This window comes from Candidatus Desulfofervidus auxilii (genome assembly GCA_030262725.1).
In the GTDB taxonomy this organism is placed as follows: domain Bacteria; phylum Desulfobacterota; class Desulfofervidia; order Desulfofervidales; family Desulfofervidaceae; genus JAJSZS01.
Genome location: JAJSZS010000021.1, coordinates 1 through 20863, shown reverse-complemented (window position 1 = coordinate 20863; position 20863 = coordinate 1). Strand labels below are relative to the sequence as shown.

The following is a 20863-nucleotide window of genomic DNA, read 5'->3' as shown; positions in this document are numbered from 1 at the left end:
AGTGAAGTATGAAAGAAGAATATTATAATTTTGAAAATATTGATTTACAAGCAAGCAAATTTTTAAAAATAGTTGAACCATACAGGAAAAAACATAAATTTGAATTAAATAAAACTCAGATAGCACTTCTTGTTTTAGATATGCAAAAATTTTTTTTAAATGAAAATTCACATGCTTACATTCCTAGTAGTAAAGCAATAATTCCTAAAATTAAAAAATTGCAAGAATTTTTTCTAAATCATAATTTAACAGTAATACAAACAAGACATTTAAATACAATTAAGGATGCAGGACAAATGGTAAGATGGTGGAATGATCTTATAACAATTGATAATCCTCTATCAATTATAATAGATGAATTAGTAGATAATCGAATTGAAATAATTCATAAGACACAATATGATGCTTTTTTTAATACAAATTTAGAAGAAATTTTAAAAAATAAAGGAGTAAAACAGATTCTGATTACAGGTGTAATGGCTCATTTATGTTGTGAAACAACAGCACGCTCTGCTTTTATGAGAAATTTTGAAGTATTTTTTGTTATAGATGGAACAGCAACTTATAACAGAAATTTTCATTTGGCTACATTATTAAATCTATCTCATGGATTTGCCATACCGATACTTACACAAGAAATTATCAATTTTTTAAAAAATGAAAACTAAAGTAGCTATTATAGGTGGTGGGCCTGCTAGCATAGCTACAGCTATACAGCTTAAAAGATATAAAATAGACCCATTGTTATTTGAACAAAAAGAATTAGGTGGATTATTGAAAAATGCTTATAAAGTTGAAAATTATCTTGGTTTTCCTAAAGGTATTTCTGGATTAAAACTTGTTAAGCTTTTTAAAAAACATCTCAAAGCTTATAATGTTAAAGTAATTTTTGAAAAGGTCATTTTACTTGATTATAAAGAAAATTATTTTTTGATAAGAACCTCAAAAAATGAATATTTTTCAGAAATTGCTGTAATTGCCTCAGGTACCAAACCTAAAACATTGAATATAATAGAAAATAGAGAAGAATTAAAAAATAAAATATTTTATGAAATTTATCCAATTTTAAATATAAAAAATAAACATATTGTAGTTATAGGAGCAGGAGATGCTGCTTTTGATTATGCTTTAAGTCTTTCTAAAAATAATAAAATATTGATTTTAAACCGAGGAAAAAGAATAAAAGCCCTGCCTTTACTTGTAGAAAGAGCAATGAATAACCCAAGTATAAAATATTGTGAAAATTCTTTTATAAAAAAAATTAATAAAAAAGGAGAAAAAATTTTAATTGATTTTATAAAAAATGGAGAAATTACATCAATAGAAGTAGATTATATTGTAGTGGCCATTGGAAGGGTGCCTCAAAAAGATTTTTATTCATTAAATTTAATAAAAATGGAAGAAGAACTTTTGTCTAAAGGTTTGCTATATCTTGTAGGGGATGTTAAAAATGATATTTACAGACAAACAGCTATAGCCATTGGTGATGGTATTTATACAGCAATGAAGATTTATTGGAGTAGATATGAAAGTCATCGGTAAAGTAGGTAGAGATGACATTGCTATTGTCTATTTAGCTGAAATTAGAAAAGGTGAATTTATTGAATTTGTAGAATCTATACAACCTCCTTTAAAAAGAGAAGAAAAGTGGGTCTTAATAATATCTACACTTTTAGGCTGTCCAGTAGGATGTCTTATGTGTGATGCAGGTGGATGGTATAAAGGGAGACTTTCAAAAGATGAAATTATGAATCAAATTGATTATATGATAAAAAATAGATTTCCAACAAAAAAGATACCTGTAAAAAAATTTAAGATACAATTTGCTAGAATGGGGGAGCCATCATTTAACTATCATGTGCTTGAGGTATTAAAAGAGCTTCCCATAAAATATGATGCACCTGGACTTATGCCTTGCATATCTACAGTAGCACCAAAAGGAAGTGAAAGTTTTTTTGAAAAATTATTAAAAATAAAACAAAGATACTATAATGGAAGATTTCAATTGCAGTTTTCAATACATACAACTGATGTCAAATTAAGGGATAAAATTATTCCTATAAAAAAATGGGATTTTTCAGAAATTGCAGCATATGGAAATAAATTTTATAAAAAAGGAGATAGAAAAATTACATTAAATTTTGCTCTAGCAAAGAGTTGGCCATTAGAAGCCGATATTTTATTAAAATATTTTGACCCAGAGATATTTTTAATAAAAATTACTCCAATAAACCCTACTATTAAAGCAAAAGAAAATATGATTGAAAGTTATATAAATCCTACTTCTAATAATGAAATAGCATTTAATTTAAGAAAAAAAGGATATGAAGTTATTGTAAGTATTGGAGAATTAGAAGAAAATAGAATAGGAAGCAATTGTGGACAATTTTTGAGAAGATTTTTAGAAAATAATTATAAAATTGAAGGAGCATATGAATATAAAGTAATTTCATGAAAATTTATCAAAAAGGCATAGGTTATCGCTATCTTTTTGAGACGAAATATTTTAGAGATAGGCCTTTAATTGACGATTTAGGCTTAATTGCCTCACCTCCTCCCTATAAAATTTATCCAAATGCTAGGAAAATAATATTACCTAAACCCCATTTCCCTCCTTGTGATTTTTGGGAAATTATTGCTAAAAGACGTAGCAAACGCAATTATACAAAAAAACCAATGGATTTAAAGACACTTGCCCATTTACTTTGGGCATCTCAAGGCATTACTTCTAAAAGTGGTTATCGAGCAGCACCATCTGCTGGCGCTCTTTATCCAGTAGAGACTTATCTTTCTATTCAAAATGTAGAGAATGTAGATAAAGGAATCTATCATTTCAATATACTTGAATTTTGTTTAGAAGAATTGGCAAAAGGTGATTTTAAAAATGATTTAACTAATGCTGCCTTAGGGCAAGGGATGGTAAGACAAGCAGCAGTTGTCTTTATTTGGACAGCCGTAATTTTACGCTGTATGGCTAAATACAGAAATAGAGCTATTCGATATATATTTCTTGATGCAGGTCATATTTGCCAAAATATGCTTTTAGCAGCTACTGCTTTGGGATTAGGAGCTTGTCCCATTGGTGCATTTTTTGATGAAGAGATAGATAGAATTTTAGGAATAGATAGCGAAAATGAAATGACTATTTATATTGCCACTGTTGGCAGACTGTGATTAAGGAACCTAAAAAAATCCTTATTATTCATCTTGGTGCCTTGGGTGACCTAATGCTTTCTCGCCCTGCTTTACTCTCAATACGAAAATACTTTAAAAAAAGTGAGATTCATTTTTTAGGAAAGCCTCATCTTATTGCTCTTATTAAAAAAGAGCTTGATATTAAGGAGATTTTTAATATTGAAGGAAGACTATTTTTAAATTTTTTTGCAGGTAGTGCTGATTTTTTAAAAATATACGACTTAGTAATTCTTTTTGCCAGATATAAAAGACCACAATGGAATATTATTTTTGAAAAAGCACCTACTTGGTTTATTCAAACCATACCTTCTGAAAATAATATTCATATTGCACTTTATCAAAAAAATCAATTATCTCAGTATGGAATAAAAGGCATATCTCAATTTATTCCTTTATCTTTCTCATCTTCTATTTCAATGTCAAAAGCAGATTATTTTATCCATCCTGGCAGTGGAAGTGTAACCAAAAATTGGCTTCCTCAATATTTTACAAAAGTTATTGCAGAGTTTTCTTCTTTAAAGCCAGGCCTTATTGTTGGCCCAGCAGATGAAGAAATAGCTGAAGAAATCTTATTTTTCTTAGAAAATCAATATCCCCGTTTATACAAAAAGATAATAATTTTAAAAAATTTGTCTCTTTTAGAACTTGCTTTAATAATGCAGCAGGGAATTTTTTATTTAGGTAATGATAGTGGAATAAGCCATTTGGCAGCAGCATTAGGTATTCCTACTTTTGTTATTTTTGGCCCAACTGATGCAAAAATTTGGCAACCTTGGGGAAAAAAGGTAATAACATTTACTTCAAAAATTTCCTGTGCTCCTTGTTCAGATGAAAAAAGAAGAAATTGCAAGCAAAGAATATGTTTGGAAGATATCAAACCAGAGGAAGTAGTAGAAGGGATTAGAAGAGTGATTAAGGCAGTTGCATGACAATAGCATGTTACTTCTCTATCACAAAAGTTACCGGGCCATCATTTATCAGATGAACCTCCATAAGAGCACCAAATTGACCTGTGGCAACTTTGACCCCTTCTTGTTTGACCATCTCAATAAATGCTTCATAAAGAAAAATAGCCTCTTGTGGTGAAGCAGCCTTATCAAAAGAGGGACGACGACCTTTATGGCAGTTTCCATAAAGAGTAAATTGAGAGATAATTAAAACCTCACCATTAATATCTTTTAATGAAAGATTAAATTTGCCTGATTCATCAGGGAATATACGTAAAGAACAAACTTTTTTAGCCAACCATTCTGCTTGCTCTTTTGTGTCACCTTTGGCAATACCAAGAAAAATCAAAATACCTTTATTGATTTTACCTATAACTTTTCCATTTACCAAAACCTTTGCTTCTTTCACTCGCTGGATAACGATTTTCATTCTGCTTCTAAAGGCACAAATTCAAATTTATTTACATCTACTAAGCCTTTATCTGTTAAACGTAACTCTGGTATTACTGGTAAGGCAATGAAAGATAAAGTTAAAAAGGGATTTTCTTGAGTTACTCCTTGCCTATGAGCTGCTTCTTTTAATACCTCCATATGAAAAGCTACTTCCTTTGCATTTAAAGGTGAGATCAAACCAGCAATAGGTAAAGAAAGTCCCGCTTTTACCATCCCATTTTCTACTACCACAAAACCACCCTGCATCTCTTTAATAGCCTTAACTGCTATATACATATCCCTATCATTAACACCAACCACAATAATATTATGACTGTCATGTGCTACTGAAGATGCTAAAGCACCACTTTTTAAACCTAATCCTGAAATCAATCCTAATCCTATATTTCCTGTAGCATGATGACGTTCAATAACAGCTACTTTAACAATATCTCTTTCTGGGTCAGCCAAAACTTCATCAGCTTGTTTTTTTACTTCCTTTATTAAATGTTTAGTTAAAATTTGACCTGGAATTATCTCAATAACTCTTGCTTTTTCCCCTTTTATTTTAATTTTGAACATATCAGGATTAATTTCTTTTAGATTTATAGTTTTTGTAATTTCAGGCTCAAGATAAGGAGAAAGAGAGACTTTCAATACACCTTCTTCATAAATAATATTTCCATCTTTTATCACCATTTCTATTTGAAAATTTTTTAAATTATCTATTAAAACTAAGTCTGCTTGATATCCTGGAGCAATTGCACCAAGCTGTTTTATCCCAAATCTTTGAGCACAATTAATTGTAGCCATTTTTATTGCCCAAATAGGATCTAAGCCAGCTTTTACAGCTAAACGAATAAGGTAATCAATATGACCTTCTTTTATTAAATCTTCTGGTTCCCTATCATCACAACAAAAAATACATCGATGAACACTATAATTATCTATTACAGGTAAAAGACTCATTAAATTTTTAGCAGCACTCCCTTCCCGCAGCATCAACCACATTCCAGCACGAATTTTTTCTTTTGCCTCAGAAATTTCAATACTTTCATGATCAGCATCTATACCTGCACTGATATAAGCTTGTAGAAATAACCCTTTTAATAGTGGTGCATGTCCATCAATAATTTTTTTTGCCTTTTTAGTAATTAAAATCTTTTCAAGCACATCTGAAAAGGCATTGATTACGCCAGGAAAATTCATCATCTCAGCTAGCCCTATTACCCGTGGATGTTTTAACAAAATAGAAATCTCCTTTAGACTAAGAGTAGCCCCACTTGTTTCTAAATCTGTAGCTGGAACACAAGAAGGAGCAAGAACAAATACATTTAAAGGTAAATCTTCGCTTGCTTTTAAAATATATTCAATACCTTTTAATCCTAATACATTGGCAATCTCATGAGGGTCAATAAAAATGGAAGTTGTACCATGAGGAATAATGGCTGATGCTAAGGCAGATGGAGTTAAAAGGGTACTCTCTAAATGAATATGGGCATCCATTAAACCTGGAATTAAATAACGCTCTTTTGCATTTATTATTAACTTTCCTTTTTGATAATCACCTATACCAGCAATCTGATTTTCAGCAATAGCTACATTAGCTTTATAGATTTCACCACTAAAGACATTAACTACCTTTGCATTTTTTATCAATAAATCAGCAGCTATATCACCTCTAGCAACAGCAATAAGGTGACTTAATTTATTTAAATCTTTCAATCCTTTCAAACTCCTCTTTAAGTCTTTTATACACCTTATCTAATTCTTCTGCTTTATTTCCTAAATTTCTCAAATGAGTTTGATAAAACACACGCCATTTTTCATCAATTTCTTTAAACATCTTTGACAGTTTAATTAATTCGTTTTTTATTTTTTCTGCATCTTCTGAAAGCCTCTTAGCATGAACACCTGCTTTTATTAATTCAATTTTGTGTGAAAAAGTAAGTGGTGAAACCACCTGCACACCTTTTTTAGCATAATCTCTAAGTATCTCAAATGCCTCATTTACTAAAAACCAATAAACACTTTCAGAAGGAATATATGCAAAGGCAAAATTAGCTGAACCTTTTTCTGGACAGACATAATCTTTAGCAATTTTTGTTAAATGACCTTGAACATCTTTTAAAAATTGTTTTTTAAAATTTTCCTTTTCTTTAGGCTCATCTACTTCTAACATTTTTTTATAATTATCTAAAGGAAATTTGGCATCTATACAAATAATACCTACTGTTGATTTAATATTGGCATCAGGAATCTTTCCATCTAAAATCTTTTGTCTAATACCAAACATATTTTGAGGAAGTTGGTCAGAAAGTATGGTTTCAAGACTTAATTCACCAAATGATGCCCTTTCTGTTGGTACACGCAATAATTGTTCAAAAGACTTATAACTTTCTCTTATATCCTTTGCATAAGTAGCTAATATACCTACCTTTTCATCTAGACCTAATTTTATCCATGCATTTGATACTGCTGATTCTACATCTTTTGTTTTTTTGAAAAATAAAAAAATTAAAATTGCTAAAAGAAAAATAATTATTAATAAAAGGATTTCAATAAACATGATTGATTCTAACATATGGCTAAATGAATTTAAAGCTATTGCGTTAATTTTAAAAAACTGTTAAATAAACGCCATGCAAAATTTTGAAGCTATTAAAGAAGTTCTTAAAAAAGAAAGTAGACTTATTCAATTGCCTGCACAAGGTAAAGTAGTATTTGTTGGAGATACTCATGGTGATTTAGAAGCCACAGAAACTGTTTTAAATCTTTATTTAAAACCTGGATATACTTTAGTTTTTTTAGGTGATTATGTGGATCGAGGTAAATATTCTAGAGAGAATATAGAACTTTTACTTAAGAAAAAGCTTGAAGCACCAAATCAAATCTTTTTACTTTTAGGTAATCATGAAGGTTATCCTTTTATTCCATTTTCAGGAGCAGATTTTTGGTATAGTTTGTCTAAAGAAGAAATGATTATTTTTAAAGAAATTTTTTCTTTACTTCCTTGGGTAGCAGTAACACCTAATGGAATAATGGCTGTACATGCCTTACCACCAGATTTAGAAGAAGAGGATATTGAAGAAATAGAACCTGGAAAGATGCACTGGTATCGGATGCTATGGGGAGAATTTGTAGATAGAGTGGGTAGCTATTTAGGTGAAAGATGGGGAAGACCAATTTATGGTTTAACTTATTTTGAAAGAGCATTAAGGCAATTTAAATGTAAAATAATTATTAGAGCACATCAAACAAAACTTATCCCATTTATGTTTGAAGACCGCTGTCTTACTCTTGCTACCTCAAATACCTATGAAGAATATGAGCGTATTATTGCTATTGCTGATTTAGAGAACCAAAATATTAAGACAGCAAAGGATTTAGAAATTATTTCTATTTAATCGATGGTTAATCTAGAAAGACTAAAACAAACATTTTTAAATTTAATAAAATTAAGTAGTCCTTCTTATAAGGAAGGATTGGTAGCTAGTTATATAAAAGAGCGTTTGGCTGCCTTAGATATTATCTGCCAAGAAGACAAAGCAGGTGAAATTTTAGGAGGAACAACTGGAAATCTTATTGGATGGAAAGAAGGAGACTTAGAAGGCCCTATTATTATGCTTAATGCCCATATGGATACAGTCCAAAAGCCTGATGAAGAAATTGAAGTAATAGAAGAAAATGACATTTTAAAAAGTAATGGGAAAACAATCCTTGGTGCAGATGATAAATCAGGCATAGCTATTATTTTAGAAGTATTAGAAATATTAAAAGAAAATAAAATTTCACATTATCCTTTACAACCTGTATTTACCATCTGTGAAGAAATAGGGTTACTTGGAGCCAAAAATTTAGATTATTCTTTAATCAAAGCAAAATGGGGATTAGTGTTAGATGGAGGAAATCCTTTAGAGATTATTCATCGTGCTCCTACTGCTAACCGTTTTAAGATTGAAGTTTTTGGGAAAGAAGCTCATGCTGGTGTAGATCCTGAAGAAGGTATTAATGCTATTTCACTTGCTAGTAAAGCAATTGCTCAAATAGAATGGGGTAGAATTGATGAAGAAACTACATGTAACATTGGTCTTATTCAAGGAGGAATAGCTACTAATATCGTGCCTCCAAAAGTAGTATTAGAAGGTGAAGTAAGAAGTCATAAAGAGGAAAAATTAGAAACAGTAACAAAAAAAATCATCTCAGCCTTTGAAAAAATCATCGCTGAAACTTCCCCAAAAGCAGGTTTTCCTAAATTAAATATAGATATAAAGATTGATTATCCTCTTATGTATGTATTAGAAAATCATCCTTTAATTAGATTAATTAAAAAAGTTGGAAAAAAATTAGATATGGAAATGGAATTAAAAATAAGTGGAGGCGGAAGTGATGCTAATATTTTTAATCAAGCAGGTATTACCTCTGTTATCATTGGAACAGGAATGAAAAATGTTCATACCCGTCAAGAATATATCTCCTTGTCAGATATGGCAAAAACTGCTAGGTTATTAGTTGAAACACTAACTGCAAAAATGGAAGAAAAGTGAAGTTAGAAGTAATTTTATTAGGTCTTTTAAAAGAAGGGGAAAAACATGGTTATGAGCTAAAAAAGATTATTGAAGAGGAAATCAAACCCTTAACTAATGTCACCTTAACTTCTATCTATTACACTTTAGAAAAGTTAGCTAAAAAAGGCTATCTTCAATATAAAAAAGGAAGAGCAGGTCAAAGACCAGAAAAACGTGTATATTCTTTAACACCAAAAGGAGAAATGTTTCTTAATAAACTTCTTATTAGGAATTTTCTTTATTTAGAAAGACCTTTTTTTAATCTTGATTTAGTACTTTATTTTTTAGATAGACTTCCCTCCCAAAGACAGGTTAAAAAATTGATTGATAAACGACTTAATCGTTTAAAAGAAATTATTATTTGGGCAGAAAATACTAAAGAAAAACTTTTAAAAGACAATCAGCCTATAAATCGAGTACTTATTCCTGAACATTTAAAGAAATTAATTGAAGTAGAATTACAATTTACAGAACAATTAAAAAATCGCTTCTGTGAAAAAGAAATTTCTTAAAAGCAATTTCTTATATGTTGATTTACCTCGAGATAAGATTGCTATATTTCAATGGATTTTAGGTGAATATGATGGACTTGTCCAATTTCGCACAATAGATAGAATGAAGGCAACAATTGAATTAATGGTCCCACCTGGAAATGAAAAAGAAGTCATAAAAATTATTGAATCTCTTAAAAAAGAATGGCAATGTAAAATGAAATTAAGACACTGCCCTTTTAAGTTTAATTATATCCAATTTAAGTGATAACTCATGCAATTGTTCTTGAGTGACTTGAGAAGGAGCATCGGTTAAAAGGCAAGTAGCTTTTTGTGTCTTTGGAAAGGCAATCACTTCTCTAATACTTTCACATTTACACAACAACATTAATAACCGATCAAACCCAAAGGCAATACCTCCATGAGGAGGTGCACCATAGGTCAATGCTTCTAAAAGAAATCCAAATTTTTCTTGCGCTTCATCTTGAGGCAGCTCTATCACTTTAAAGATTAACTCTTGAATATCACGACGATGAATACGAATACTTCCCCCACCAATTTCCACTCCATTTAAAACAATATCATAAGATCTTGCTTTTACTTTTTCTGGATGTTCAGGAAGATAAGCGAGATCCTCTTCTTTTGGCATAGTAAAAGGATGATGTACTGTTTGCCATCTTCCTTCTGTTGTATCATATTCAAACATAGGAAATTCTGTCACCCAGCAAAAACAAAAAGTATCTTCAGGAATTAATCCCATCTTTTTGCCCAATTCTATTCTAAGATTGGCTAAAGCCTCATTAACAATTAAGGGTTCATCAGCCAAAAATAAGATTAAATCTCCATCTTCTATTTCAAGACTCTGTGCTAATGCAGTTTTTTCTCCTTCTGAAAAGAATTTGACAATGGGTGATTGCCATTCTCCTTTTATCTTTATCCAAGCCAATCCCTTTGCCCCAAATTGATTGACAAATTTGGTTAAATCATCAATTTCTTTCCTGGAAAGTTTTGCCCCTTTTTTAACATTTATAGCTTTAACAATGCCTCCTTTATGCACAACCGAAGAAAAAACTTTAAATTCTGATTCAGCTACTATTTCAGTTACATCTTTTAATTCAAGCTCAAATCTTAAATCCGGTCTATCAGTACCGTATTTAGCAATAGCTTCATCATAGGTAAGACGCGGAAAGGGCAGAGAAACATTGTAATTAAATACTTCTTTGCAGAGGTAGACTAAAAGTCTTTCTGAAATATCCATAATATCATCTTCATTAACAAAGGACATCTCAAGGTCTATTTGAGTAAACTCAGGCTGTCTGTCAGCCCTTAAATCTTCATCTCTGAAACATTTTACAATTTGAAAATAACGGTCAAATCCACTTATCATTAAAAGTTGTTTAAAAAGCTGCGGCGATTGAGGTAAGGCATAAAATCTTCCTGGATGTAAACGACTTGGCACTAAGAAATCTCTTGCCCCTTCTGGTGTACTCTTGGTTAAAAATGGGGTTTCAATTTCTAAAAAGCCATTTTCACTTAAAAATCTCCTTACACATTGTGCGGCTTCATGACGCTTAATAAAATTATGCATAAGTCGTGGACGACGTAAATCTAGATAACGATAACTAAGTCTTGTAGGCTCACCTATTTCAATATCATCTTCAATTAAAAATGGTGGAGGTGGGGAGGTATTTAAAATTTTTAGACTGGAAACCATTACTTCTATCTCTCCAGTCTTAAGTTTTGGATTCTCCATACCTTCTGGTCTTCTTACCACTTTCCCTTTAACAGCAATCACCCATTCTGAACGTAATCTATGAGCCTTAGTGTGGGCTTCAGAATTAAAATCAGGATTAAACACTACTTGAATAATTCCAGTCCTATCTCTTAAATCAACAAAGATAACACCACCATGATCCCTTCTGCGTTGTACCCAACCCATTAAAGTTACTTCTTCATTAATATTTTTTATTGTAAGCTCATTACAATAATGAGTTCTTTTCCATCCTTCTAAAAAATCTAAGGTCTTCAATTTTACCTCCCTATTTTTTCCAACAATTTATTTAATCCCTTTTCAGGATAAACAGGAATATTTATTTGTTCTTTTGTATCCATATTGCGAAGGATAGCCTCACCTTTTTTTATCTCATCCTCACCAATAATAAGAGACCAAGCAGCCTCTAAATGGTTTGCTCTATTTAATTGTGATTTAAGACTACCTAATCGATAATCTATTTCTGTAAAAATGCCTTTTTTACGCAAATATTTTGCCCAAAGTAAACCAAGTTTAATACTTTCTTTACCCAATAAAGCAATAAATATAGGACGTTCTTTTTGATTAAAATTTGGTATATAAGGTAAAAGACGATCAAGACCAATAGCAAACCCTATTGCTGGAGTGGATTTACCTCCCAATTCTTCTACTAAATTATCATATCGACCACCACCAGCAACAGCACTCTGTGCCCCAATTTGAGGAAGAATAACTTCAAATGCAGTCCTAGTGTAATAATCTAACCCTCTTACTAGTCTGGGATTAAGGATGAATTTTATGTCCAATAGAGAAAGATAAAACTGCAGTTCCTCAAAGTGTTTTTTACACTCATTACAGAGATAATCAGTAATAAGTGGAGCTTTTTCTAAAACTTTTTGACAACCTTCAACTTTACAATCAAATACCCTTAATGGATTTAATTTTTGGCGCCTTTGACAATCAGGGCAAAGCATATCTTGAATCTTTTCTAAATAATCTTTTAAAGCTTCTTTAAATGCCTGGCGACATGTTTTACAACCTAATGAATTCAAATGTAATTCATAAGAAGAAATTTTTAGTTTTTCTAAAATTGTATTAAGGGCAAGGATAATTTCTGCATCAGCTATAGGATGGGAAAAACCAAACATTTCAGCATTTATTTGCCAAAATTGCCTATATCTTCCTTTTTGTGGCCTTTCCCTTCGAAACATAGGCCCAATAGTAAAAAGCTTACTCCAAGCCGGACGATGGTAAAGACTGTGTTGAATATACATCCTTACTATTGAAGCAGTAGCTTCAGGCCTTAAGGTTAAACTATCTCCACCTTTATCAACAAAAGAATACATCTCTTTTTCTACTATATCGGTTGTTTCACCAATACTTCTTATAAAAAGTTCTGTTTTTTCTAAAATTGGACTTCTTACTTCTTTAAAGCCATAAGTTAATAACACTTCACGAGCAATTTCTTCTACTGCCTGCCATTTTCTGGCTTCTTCAGGTAAAATATCCCGAAAACCTCTTACTGTTTGAATCCTCATTTTATGATTTGAGAAATAGCTTTAAATTCAGGCACTTCTGCTGTTTTAAGTAAATCAAATAGAATAGTCTCCACATTAACAATGTATGCCCCTATTTTGTCCATCAATTCTAAAGCATTATATAAATGTATTTTAGACCTAGAAGATACACACTCTTGAGGTATAAATACTTTGAAATTATTTTTTAATAAATCTCGACAAGTTTGCCATATACAAACATGTGCTTCCATTCCAATTAGAATAATGCTCCTCCTGTTTATCTTTTCCAATTTTTCAATAACTGCTGGGATATAGGCAGAAAAAGAGAGTTTTTCAAAGATATTTTCTTCTTTTAAGAAATTTTTAATTTCTGGTAAAGTTTTCCCAAGCCCCTTTGGATATTGTTCTGTAGCTAAAATAGGAAGATTTAATATTTGGCATCCTTTAAGAAGTTTTAAACAATTTTTTAAAAGTTCTTCTTTTTGATAAATAACATTAAAGAGTTTTTCTTGAATATCAATAACAAAAACTATGGCTTCTTCTCTATTCAAATACATAATTTTACTCTTTAAAAAAGCTGATTTTAATCAGGTAATAAGGAATGTCAAGACTACATCATCACTGCCGGTGGTCTTTGCTCTGAATATTCTTTAGAAACAGCCGGAGGTGGAGGAGTCTCTTTAATACTAATAGGAGAAGCAAGTGCTTCTTTTAAAACCTCATCCATATGATTTACTAATACTATCTGAATTGTCTTCAAAATCTTATTAGGAATTTCTTTTAAGTCTTTTTCATTGTCTTTAGGAATAATAACTTTTTTTACCTCACCACGATGGGCAGCTAGAAGTTTTTCCTTAAGACCACCTACTGGCAACACCCTACCCCTTAAAGTAATCTCTCCTGTCATAGCTACATCATGTTTTACTGGAATCTTCGCTAAAGCAGATACAAGGGCTGTAGCCATAGTAATACCTGCTGAAGGCCCATCTTTAGGTACTGCCCCTTCAGGCACATGGATGTGAATATCATATTTTTTATAAAACTCTGGATTAAGACCTAATTGATCTGCCCTAGCGCGGACATAACTTAAAGCTGCTCTAGCTGATTCCTGCATTACTTCACCTAATTTTCCAGTAATAATCAATTTCCCTTCACCAGGCATAATAGCTACTTCTGTTTGAAGCAACTCACCACCAAACTCTGTCCATGCCAAACCTGTCGCCACACCAATCTCATCTCTTTCTTCAGCTTGACTAAATCGGAATTTTGGCACACCCAAAAATTTTGCCAAATTCTTTTTAGTAACACAAATCTTAGTATCTGCACCTTTCTTTACAATCTCCTTTGCCGCCTTACGACAGATAGTAGCAATACATCTTTCTAAATTTCTTACACCTGCTTCTTTTGTATAGGAACGAATAATTTCATAAATAGCACTATCAGAAAAAGTAATTTGTTCAGGTTTTAATCCACATGCTTTTATTTGTTTTGGAATAAGAAACTTTGTAGCAATATGATATTTTTCAATCTCTGTGTAGCCTGGAATCCTTATAATCTCCATTCTATCTTGTAATGGCCAAGGTATTGTATGAAGTGTATTTGCTGTTGTAATAAAAAGTATCTCTGAAAGATCATAATCAACATCTAAATAGTGATCATTAAAGGCATGATTCTGCTCTGGATCAAGAACTTCTAATAAAGCAGCTGCTGGATCACCTCTAAAATCAGTACCCAATTTATCAATTTCATCTAAACAGAAAACAGGATTATTTGTTTTTACTTTACGTAATGATTGAATAATCTTTCCAGGTAATGCTCCAATATAAGTACGTCTATGTCCTCTTATCTCTGCCTCATCTCTTACTCCACCTAAAGAAAGACGCACAAACTCCCTTCCTGTTGCTCTGGCTACTGACTTTGCTAAAGAAGTCTTACCTACACCTGGTGGGCCTACAAGACAAAGAATTGGCCCTTTTACTTTTTTAGCTAGATGTTGAACAGCTAAATATTCTAAAATTCTCTCTTTTGGTTCTTCTAATCCATAATGGTCTTCATCTAAAATTTTTTTAGCCTCATCTATATCTAATCTTACCTTCGCCCGACGATTCCAAGGTAATGATACTAACCAATCTATATAATTTCTTACAACTGTTGCCTCAGCTGACATAGGAGCCATCAATTTTAACTTTTTCAATTCATGCAGTGCTTTTTGTCTTGCCTCTTTAGACATAGGAGTAGTCTTTATCTTCTTTTCTAATTCTTTTATTTCATCTCTAAAGTCTCCCTCTTCTCCTATTTCTTTTTGAATAGCTTTCATCTGTTCGGTAAGATAATATTCACGTTGTGTCTTTTCCATCTGTTTCTTTACTCTAGCTTTAATCCTTTGCTCTGTCTTTATAATCTCAATTTCACCTCGTGTAAGACCAAAAACTAATTCAAGACGTTTATTTACATCAAATGTTTCAAGCACTTTCTGTTTCTGTTCAACTTTTACACCTAAATGGGCAGCAACAGTATCACTTAATCTATCAGGTTCTTCAATAGCACTAACTTGATTTACTGTTTCAGAACTAATTTTTGGATTTAATTTAGCATATTCTTCAAAAGCAGAAATAAGCAATCTTATAAAAGATTCAGTCTCTGTATTCCGAACAAGGGTTTCTTCTACTTCCTCTATTTCTACAAGGAAAAAGTCAGGATTAGGAAGATATTTATTAATTTTCCCTCTTTTTATACCTTCAATTAATACCTTAACTGTGCCATCAGGAAGTTTAAGAAGTTGTAAAATTTGCCCAATAGTACCCACTACATAAATATCCTTTTCTTGAGGCTCATCAATTTGAGCCTTCTTCTGAGTCGCAAGAAAAAGTTTTCGACCCAGAGTCATAGCGTGTTCTAAGGCAGAAATAGACTTTTTCCTGCCAACAAAAAGAGGAATTACCATATGTGGGAAAACAACAACATCTCTTAATGGTAATAAAGGTAAAACAAAGGTCTTTTTCTGCTCTTTTTCTTCTTTACCTCGTCCAAAAATGAACATAAATAACCTCCTTCACAATGAACTCAATTTAAGTATAAGCATTTTTTACCAAAAAAGGAAGGACTAAATTTTTGAAGTTCTTTTTTGTAATTTTTTATCAAGCAGTCTTTGCCCTACCTTCATAAACAATAAGGGGCTGCTCATGCTTTAAAATTACATCTTCATTAATTACACATTCTTTAGCCCCTGTAAGGTCTGGAAGTATAAACATAATATCTAAAAGAACATCCTCAAGAATACTCTTTAATCCTCTTGCGCCAGTATTTCGACGAATAGCCTCCCTTGCAATGGACCTTAATGCACCTTCAGTAAACTTGAGATCCACACCTTCCATTTTAAATAATTTTTGATATTGTTTTACAATAGCATTTTTTGGTTCAACTAAAATTTTTATCAAATCATCTTCTGTAAGATTATCAAGAGCAGCCACTACTGGAAAACGACCAACAAATTCTGGTATCATTCCGTATTTTATCAAATCTTCTGGTTGAACATGTCTTAAAATCTCACCTATATTCCCTTCTTTCTTACTCCTTATATCTGCTCCAAAACCTAACCCTTTACTGCCAATACGATTACAAATAATATCTTCTAAACCTACAAAAGCACCACCACAAATAAAAAGAATATTAGTAGTATCTACTTTAAGAAATTCCTGTTGAGGATGTTTTCTGCCTCCTTTGGGCGGAATATTAGCAATAGTACCTTCAACAATTTTAAGTAGTGCTTGTTGTACTCCTTCACCTGAAACATCTCTTGTAATTGAAGGACTATCAGTTTTGCGAGAGATTTTATCTATTTCATCAATATAGACAATTCCTTGAGATGCTCTTTCAATATCATAATCTGCTGCCTGAACAAGATAAAGAATTATATTTTCTACATCTTCACCTACATAACCTGCCTCTGTAAGAGTAGTAGCATCTGCAATAGTAAATGGCACATTTAACATTTTTGCAAGAGTTTGAGCTAATAGAGTTTTGCCACAACCAGTAGGCCCTATTAATAAAATATTACTTTTTTGTAACTCCACACCATCAATTTCTCTTCTAGTATGAATGCGTTTATAATGATTATAAACTGCAACAGAAAGTATTTTCTTTGCCTGTTCTTGACCAATAACATATTGATCTAAAAAAGCTTTAATTTCAGTCGGCTTAGGTAAAGTAATACCTAATTCAATATCTTCCTTTTCATATTCTTCCGCAAGGATTTCATTACATAATTCAATACACTCATCACAAATATAAACTGAAGGACCTGCAATTAACTTTCTTACCTCATCCTGACTTTTCCCACAAAATGAACAATAAAGTTTTTTATCCTTATTTTTTATTGTTTTAGACATTTATCCCTCCCTTGCCTCTATTAGTAATTACTTTATCAATAATACCATATTTAAGTGCATCTTCACTTGTCATATAAAAATCTCTTTCTGTATCCTCTTCTATTTTTTCTAAAGGCTGTCCAGTATGATGAGCTAAAATTTCATTTATAACATGTTTCAAACGTAAAATTTCTCTTGCTTGAATCTCTACTTCTGTTGCTTGTCCTTGAAATCCTCCTAAAGGCTGATGAATAAGGATACGGGCATGTGGGAGGGCATATCTTTTGCCTTTATCTCCAGCAGCTAATAGAACTGCAGCCATACTAGCAGCCTGACCTACACAATAGGTGCAAACAGGTGCTTTTATATATCTCATTGTATCATAGATAGCTAAACCTGCTGTTATTAAGCCACCAGGAGAATTAATATAAAAATGAATTTCTTTATCAGGGTCCTGGGATTCAAGGAAAAGCAATTGGGCAATAATAAGATTAGCTATAGTATCATCTATAGGGCTACCTAAAAGGATAATCCTATCTTTTAGTAAACGTGAATAGATATCATAAGCTCTTTCTCCTCGGCCTGTCTGTTCTATTACAATTGGTATAAGATGCATTTCAATTCTCTTCTTTATTTTTTTCTTTTATATTTGCATTATCTTTTAAAAATACTAATGTTTTTTCACCAATAATACGAGTTTTTATACGATTGATTACATAAGGTGTTTGCATCTTTTCAACCGGCACCCTTAATCTTTCTGCCATTAATTTTATTTCTTCTTCAACTTCTTTTTCTTCTGCTGTAATATTTTCTTGTTTAGCAATTTTACTTAAAATAAGTTGAGCCTTTACTTTTCTTTCGGCTGACGAACGCAAATCGTTTTTTAATTTTTCCCTATCCATAGATTTTCTTGCTTCAGGGGAAATAAAATATGTTGCTCTATCAATCATATTTTCTAATTCTTCCTCTACTAATGTCTCAGGTAGCTCTATTTCTGCTTTTTCTGTAAGGTAATTAAGGATATAATTTTTAATATATTCATCCCTCATTTTTTCCTTTTTTTCCAACATCTGTTTTTTCAAATTTTCTTTCAACTCTTCTAAACTATTATATTCACCAAGACTTTTGGCAAACTCGTCATCCAAAGCTGGTAAAACTTTTTCTTTTGCATCTTTAATAAATAGATGAAGTTCTATTTCCTTTCCAGCAAGCTTTTTATCTTTAATATCTTCAGGATAACGAAGTTTCACTATTTTTTTCTCACCCACTTTAGACCCTAAAATTTCTTTTTCAATATCTTTATGAAGCTGATTTTGCCCAAGTTCTGCCATATAATCTGTAGCTTTAAAGTCTTTTAGAGGTTGTCCATCAAGATAGCCTTGAAAATCGAGAATTACATAATCTCCTTCTTTTAAAGGACGTTTCTCTTCAATACTTTTAAGTTCAGCATGCATCTCTTGAAGTCTTTTTAATTCTGTCTCTATTTCTTCATCAGTAACAACAATAGGTGATACTTCTACTGTTACTCCCTTATATTCAGGGAGTTCAAATTCTGGAATTACTTCAATAGTTACAGCATATTTAAATGCCTCACCCTCAGTAATATTATCAGGCTCAATACTTGTTTCTTTTAAAGGAATAATTTTAACTTCTTTTAATGCTTCAGGATAAGTTTGTTCAATAAGATCAGTTAATGCTTGATTAAGCACTTCATTTCGATAAAGGGATTTAATTAGTGCCATTGGTGCTTTACCTGGTCGAAATCCCTTTATCTTTGCTTTTTTTCTTAAATTTTCATAAAGTGCATTAATTTTACTTTCTACCCTTTCTTTAGGTACAATTATTTCCAACCTTCGTTTTGCTGGACTAATCTCCTCTACTCGAACTTCCATAATTTCTCCTTATTTGGTGCGAGAGGCGGGACTCGAACCCGCACGGTGTTACCCACCAGATCCTAAGTCTGGCGCGTCTGCCAATTCCGCCACTCTCGCTTTTTAAAGAAATATACCATTTATCTGTCTTCGTCAAGAAAGATTATTTTCCTAAATCCTTATTTGCCATACAAAAACCCGTAATGTACTATAATAAAGCGATTTATAAAACACTATAAAGATAAATCCATAAAAAGGAGCATATAGAGGAACAGATAATCTTTTTGTATCAAATTTAAGCTTTCCTCATCTTCTTAAAGTAGCTTATTAAATAAGCAACGACCAAAGTTAAAAAATATATAAAAATTATAAAAAGAAGTGATGAATAAAAAAACCAAGCTAAAACAGCTAACGGTATCATTCCAATAGAAACACATAAAACCTCTCTACTTTCAGCAATTACATTAATAACTAAACCTGTAAGTAAAAAACAAAAGGAAATATAAAAAAACGACTAAAATTGCTTATTTGCTGCATCAGGTTAAAACCAGAGGTGTATTATTACAAAAGGCATTATCTGAAAAATTACATGCTGGACGTCTTCAACTTCAAGTATTGACCTATTATGTTCCTTCATCTTCAAATGCCAATAACAACGCAATCCAAGGACTGCTCTTCTTCTCTGATTAGAATCTACCCAGTCAGCTATAAGCTGGCTAACATACAATTATTTTTTTGTATCTTTGGCAAAATTTTCATAAATTCATATACCATTTTTTTTCTTTTTGTAGCCTTTTTTCAACAGTCTATCAGAACCTGACTCTTTTTCTCTTACATTAACTCTTTTTAAAAAATATTACAAACATAATAGCAATAATAGAAAAAAATATACCTATCACACTAAGCAATCTGGTTATAAACAGGGGGGTATCAATTAGTCTTTTTATTCCACTAAATATAAATCCAATCAATAAGCAAAAGCAAGCCTTTCGTAATTTTTCTTCTTTTAGGTAATTTTTATATGACCAAATTATACCTATAGTTACTAGATACCCCAGTATTTCAATCCATCGAGGCAAAAGTAAAGGAACCTCATTGAAAGTTTTTATATTGGCGTATAAAGAGAATAAAGCAATAACTATAAGAAAAACAATATCATGTTTAACTCCCCATTTATAGTATATCATAGGCAAAGTTGTATAGTATTTAAATTACATTCATTGGATGTGATTTTGGCATTTATTCTTTTTCTTTTACAAATACTATTAACGCAAAACCTATAACTACCAAAAGCATTCCACAATTTATTATAATACTATCCAGATACCATGCTAATGGTATTTTGTCAATAGAAAGTATATTCTTAATCTCACTAAGTGTTAATTTGGAAAGAAATATAGAATGAAAAATTAGACGATATAAGGAACCAATACTTATCAAAAAAATACCTAAGGATAATAAATAGAAACGTAATATTCTCCTTCTAATACAAAGAAGTATACTCAAAATTAAAAGTATTCATAAGCATATGAAATTTGTTACAATGTCTATCTTATATAATAAACTCATCTTTTATAATTAGGTTTAAAAATAGTTAAAATAAAACTTATAAGGATTAAAAGTTTTCCTGCACTAAAGATAATTTTACCTAACCAAAGAGGAAATATACCTTGGTAAAATGTAAAACTACTTGCTGAAGCTGTGTTACCACTTCCCCAAATGTTT

Annotated in this window: 20 protein-coding genes and 1 tRNA gene; 9 read left to right on the top strand and 12 right to left on the bottom strand. The window is 31.4% G+C overall.

The genetic code is table 11. From position 1 onward, the window contains the following. The first annotated feature begins 8 nt into the window (after window positions 1-8). The 5 genes from LWW95_09815 to LWW95_09795 are packed head-to-tail and all read left to right on the top strand — an operon-like array spanning window position 9 to window position 4124. Window positions 9-668 carry an isochorismatase family protein gene (locus tag LWW95_09815; GenBank protein MDL1957319.1) on the top strand — a complete coding sequence of 220 codons (660 nt, stop codon included), beginning with the start codon at window positions 9-11 and terminating at the stop codon, window positions 666-668. Continuing rightward, window positions 658-1542 carry an NAD(P)/FAD-dependent oxidoreductase gene (locus tag LWW95_09810; protein MDL1957318.1) on the top strand — a complete coding sequence of 295 codons (885 nt, stop codon included), beginning with the start codon at window positions 658-660 and terminating at the stop codon, window positions 1540-1542. Before LWW95_09815 ends, LWW95_09810 begins: the two co-directional genes overlap by 11 nt. Continuing rightward, window positions 1526-2455: a radical SAM protein gene (locus LWW95_09805; protein ID MDL1957317.1), complete on the top strand. Its 930-nt coding sequence runs from the start codon at window positions 1526-1528 to the stop codon at window positions 2453-2455. The genes LWW95_09810 and LWW95_09805 overlap by 17 nt, the downstream gene beginning before the upstream one ends. After that, on the top strand, window positions 2452-3174 hold the full coding sequence (locus LWW95_09800; GenBank protein ID MDL1957316.1) for a SagB/ThcOx family dehydrogenase: 723 nt from the start codon (window positions 2452-2454) through the stop codon (window positions 3172-3174). Before LWW95_09805 ends, LWW95_09800 begins: the two co-directional genes overlap by 4 nt. Beyond that, a complete protein-coding gene (locus LWW95_09795) occupies window positions 3171-4124 on the top strand; it encodes a glycosyltransferase family 9 protein (GenBank protein MDL1957315.1) in 954 nt (317 codons plus the stop codon). The genes LWW95_09800 and LWW95_09795 overlap by 4 nt, the downstream gene beginning before the upstream one ends. Window positions 4125-4134: 10 nt before the next feature. On the opposite strand, the gene dtd is transcribed toward LWW95_09795, so the two are convergent. From dtd to LWW95_09780, 3 genes are read right to left on the bottom strand one after another with little or no spacing between them, the layout of a single operon-like run. After that, a complete protein-coding gene (gene dtd, locus LWW95_09790) occupies window positions 4135-4572 on the bottom strand; it encodes a D-aminoacyl-tRNA deacylase (GenBank protein MDL1957314.1) in 438 nt (145 codons plus the stop codon). Continuing rightward, on the bottom strand, window positions 4569-6299 hold the full coding sequence (gene ade, locus LWW95_09785; GenBank protein ID MDL1957313.1) for an adenine deaminase: 1731 nt from the start codon (window positions 6297-6299) through the stop codon (window positions 4569-4571). Before ade ends, dtd begins: the two co-directional genes overlap by 4 nt. Further along, window positions 6283-7158 (bottom strand): DNA recombination protein RmuC, encoded by an 876-nt coding sequence (locus LWW95_09780; GenBank protein MDL1957312.1) that lies wholly within the window; start codon window positions 7156-7158, stop codon window positions 6283-6285. Before LWW95_09780 ends, ade begins: the two co-directional genes overlap by 17 nt. A 58-nt stretch (window positions 7159-7216) precedes the next feature. Between LWW95_09780 and LWW95_09775 the strand changes: the two genes are divergently transcribed. Genes LWW95_09775 through LWW95_09760 form a run of 4 tightly spaced genes read left to right on the top strand, consistent with a single transcriptional unit; the run spans window position 7217 to window position 9901 of the window. Next, window positions 7217-7981, top strand: a complete 765-nt coding sequence (locus tag LWW95_09775; GenBank protein ID MDL1957311.1) for a serine/threonine protein phosphatase — start codon at window positions 7217-7219, stop codon at window positions 7979-7981. A gap of 3 nt (window positions 7982-7984) precedes the next feature. After that, window positions 7985-9121, top strand: a complete 1137-nt coding sequence (locus LWW95_09770) for a M20/M25/M40 family metallo-hydrolase (GenBank protein ID MDL1957310.1) — start codon at window positions 7985-7987, stop codon at window positions 9119-9121. Next, complete coding sequence (locus LWW95_09765) at window positions 9118-9654, top strand: PadR family transcriptional regulator (GenBank protein ID MDL1957309.1); 537 nt, start codon at window positions 9118-9120, stop codon at window positions 9652-9654. Before LWW95_09770 ends, LWW95_09765 begins: the two co-directional genes overlap by 4 nt. Next, window positions 9635-9901, top strand: coding sequence for a DUF4911 domain-containing protein (locus tag LWW95_09760; protein ID MDL1957308.1), 267 nt, complete (start codon window positions 9635-9637; stop codon window positions 9899-9901). The genes LWW95_09765 and LWW95_09760 overlap by 20 nt, the downstream gene beginning before the upstream one ends. On the opposite strand, the gene aspS is transcribed toward LWW95_09760, so the two are convergent. From aspS to LWW95_09715, 9 genes are all read right to left on the bottom strand, one after another. Then, on the bottom strand, window positions 9857-11662 hold the full coding sequence (gene aspS, locus LWW95_09755; GenBank protein ID MDL1957307.1) for an aspartate--tRNA ligase: 1806 nt from the start codon (window positions 11660-11662) through the stop codon (window positions 9857-9859). The genes LWW95_09760 and aspS overlap by 45 nt on opposite strands. A gap of 2 nt (window positions 11663-11664) precedes the next feature. Continuing rightward, the gene (hisS, locus tag LWW95_09750; GenBank protein ID MDL1957306.1) at window positions 11665-12921 is read right to left on the bottom strand and encodes a histidine--tRNA ligase; all 1257 of its coding nucleotides are present in this window, start codon (window positions 12919-12921) and stop codon (window positions 11665-11667) included. After that, a complete protein-coding gene (locus LWW95_09745; protein ID MDL1957305.1) occupies window positions 12918-13457 on the bottom strand; it encodes an isochorismatase family protein in 540 nt (179 codons plus the stop codon). Before LWW95_09745 ends, hisS begins: the two co-directional genes overlap by 4 nt. Before the next feature lie 53 nt (window positions 13458-13510). Then, window positions 13511-15940: an endopeptidase La gene (gene lon / locus LWW95_09740; protein ID MDL1957304.1), complete on the bottom strand. Its 2430-nt coding sequence runs from the start codon at window positions 15938-15940 to the stop codon at window positions 13511-13513. A 97-nt stretch (window positions 15941-16037) separates the two neighbouring features. Then, window positions 16038-17288 (bottom strand): ATP-dependent Clp protease ATP-binding subunit ClpX, encoded by a 1251-nt coding sequence (gene clpX / locus LWW95_09735; protein ID MDL1957303.1) that lies wholly within the window; start codon window positions 17286-17288, stop codon window positions 16038-16040. Further along, window positions 17281-17883 (bottom strand): ATP-dependent Clp endopeptidase proteolytic subunit ClpP, encoded by a 603-nt coding sequence (clpP, locus tag LWW95_09730; protein ID MDL1957302.1) that lies wholly within the window; start codon window positions 17881-17883, stop codon window positions 17281-17283. The genes clpX and clpP overlap by 8 nt, the downstream gene beginning before the upstream one ends. A 1-nt stretch (window position 17884) precedes the next feature. After that, window positions 17885-19159, bottom strand: a complete 1275-nt coding sequence (tig, locus tag LWW95_09725; GenBank protein MDL1957301.1) for a trigger factor — start codon at window positions 19157-19159, stop codon at window positions 17885-17887. Window positions 19160-19173: 14 nt separating this feature from the next. After that, a tRNA-Leu gene (locus LWW95_09720) sits at window positions 19174-19258 on the bottom strand. A 716-nt stretch (window positions 19259-19974) separates the two neighbouring features. Further along, window positions 19975-20325: a hypothetical protein gene (locus LWW95_09715; protein MDL1957300.1), complete on the bottom strand. Its 351-nt coding sequence runs from the start codon at window positions 20323-20325 to the stop codon at window positions 19975-19977. Between the last annotated feature and the right edge of the window lie 538 nt (window positions 20326-20863).

Bases quoted from the DNA above. Each gene is read 5' to 3' on its own strand.
- LWW95_09815 (MDL1957319.1), top strand. From the start codon at position 9: ATGAAAGAAGAATATTATAATTTTGAAAATATTGATTTACAAGCAAGC.
- LWW95_09810 (MDL1957318.1), top strand. From the start codon at position 658: ATGAAAACTAAAGTAGCTATTATAGGTGGTGGGCCTGCTAGCATAGCT.
- LWW95_09805 (MDL1957317.1), top strand. From the start codon at position 1,526: ATGAAAGTCATCGGTAAAGTAGGTAGAGATGACATTGCTATTGTCTAT.
- LWW95_09800 (MDL1957316.1), top strand. From the start codon at position 2,452: ATGAAAATTTATCAAAAAGGCATAGGTTATCGCTATCTTTTTGAGACG.
- dtd (MDL1957314.1), bottom strand. From the start codon at position 4,572: ATGAAAATCGTTATCCAGCGAGTGAAAGAAGCAAAGGTTTTGGTAAAT.
- LWW95_09780 (MDL1957312.1), bottom strand. From the start codon at position 7,158: ATGTTAGAATCAATCATGTTTATTGAAATCCTTTTATTAATAATTATT.
- LWW95_09775 (MDL1957311.1), top strand. From the start codon at position 7,217: ATGCAAAATTTTGAAGCTATTAAAGAAGTTCTTAAAAAAGAAAGTAGA.
- LWW95_09770 (MDL1957310.1), top strand. From the start codon at position 7,985: ATGGTTAATCTAGAAAGACTAAAACAAACATTTTTAAATTTAATAAAA.
- hisS (MDL1957306.1), bottom strand. From the start codon at position 12,921: ATGAGGATTCAAACAGTAAGAGGTTTTCGGGATATTTTACCTGAAGAA.
- LWW95_09745 (MDL1957305.1), bottom strand. From the start codon at position 13,457: ATGTATTTGAATAGAGAAGAAGCCATAGTTTTTGTTATTGATATTCAA.
- lon (MDL1957304.1), bottom strand. From the start codon at position 15,940: ATGTTCATTTTTGGACGAGGTAAAGAAGAAAAAGAGCAGAAAAAGACC.
- clpX (MDL1957303.1), bottom strand. From the start codon at position 17,288: ATGTCTAAAACAATAAAAAATAAGGATAAAAAACTTTATTGTTCATTT.
- clpP (MDL1957302.1), bottom strand. From the start codon at position 17,883: ATGCATCTTATACCAATTGTAATAGAACAGACAGGCCGAGGAGAAAGA.
- tig (MDL1957301.1), bottom strand. From the start codon at position 19,159: ATGGAAGTTCGAGTAGAGGAGATTAGTCCAGCAAAACGAAGGTTGGAA.
- LWW95_09715 (MDL1957300.1), bottom strand. From the start codon at position 20,325: ATGATATACTATAAATGGGGAGTTAAACATGATATTGTTTTTCTTATA.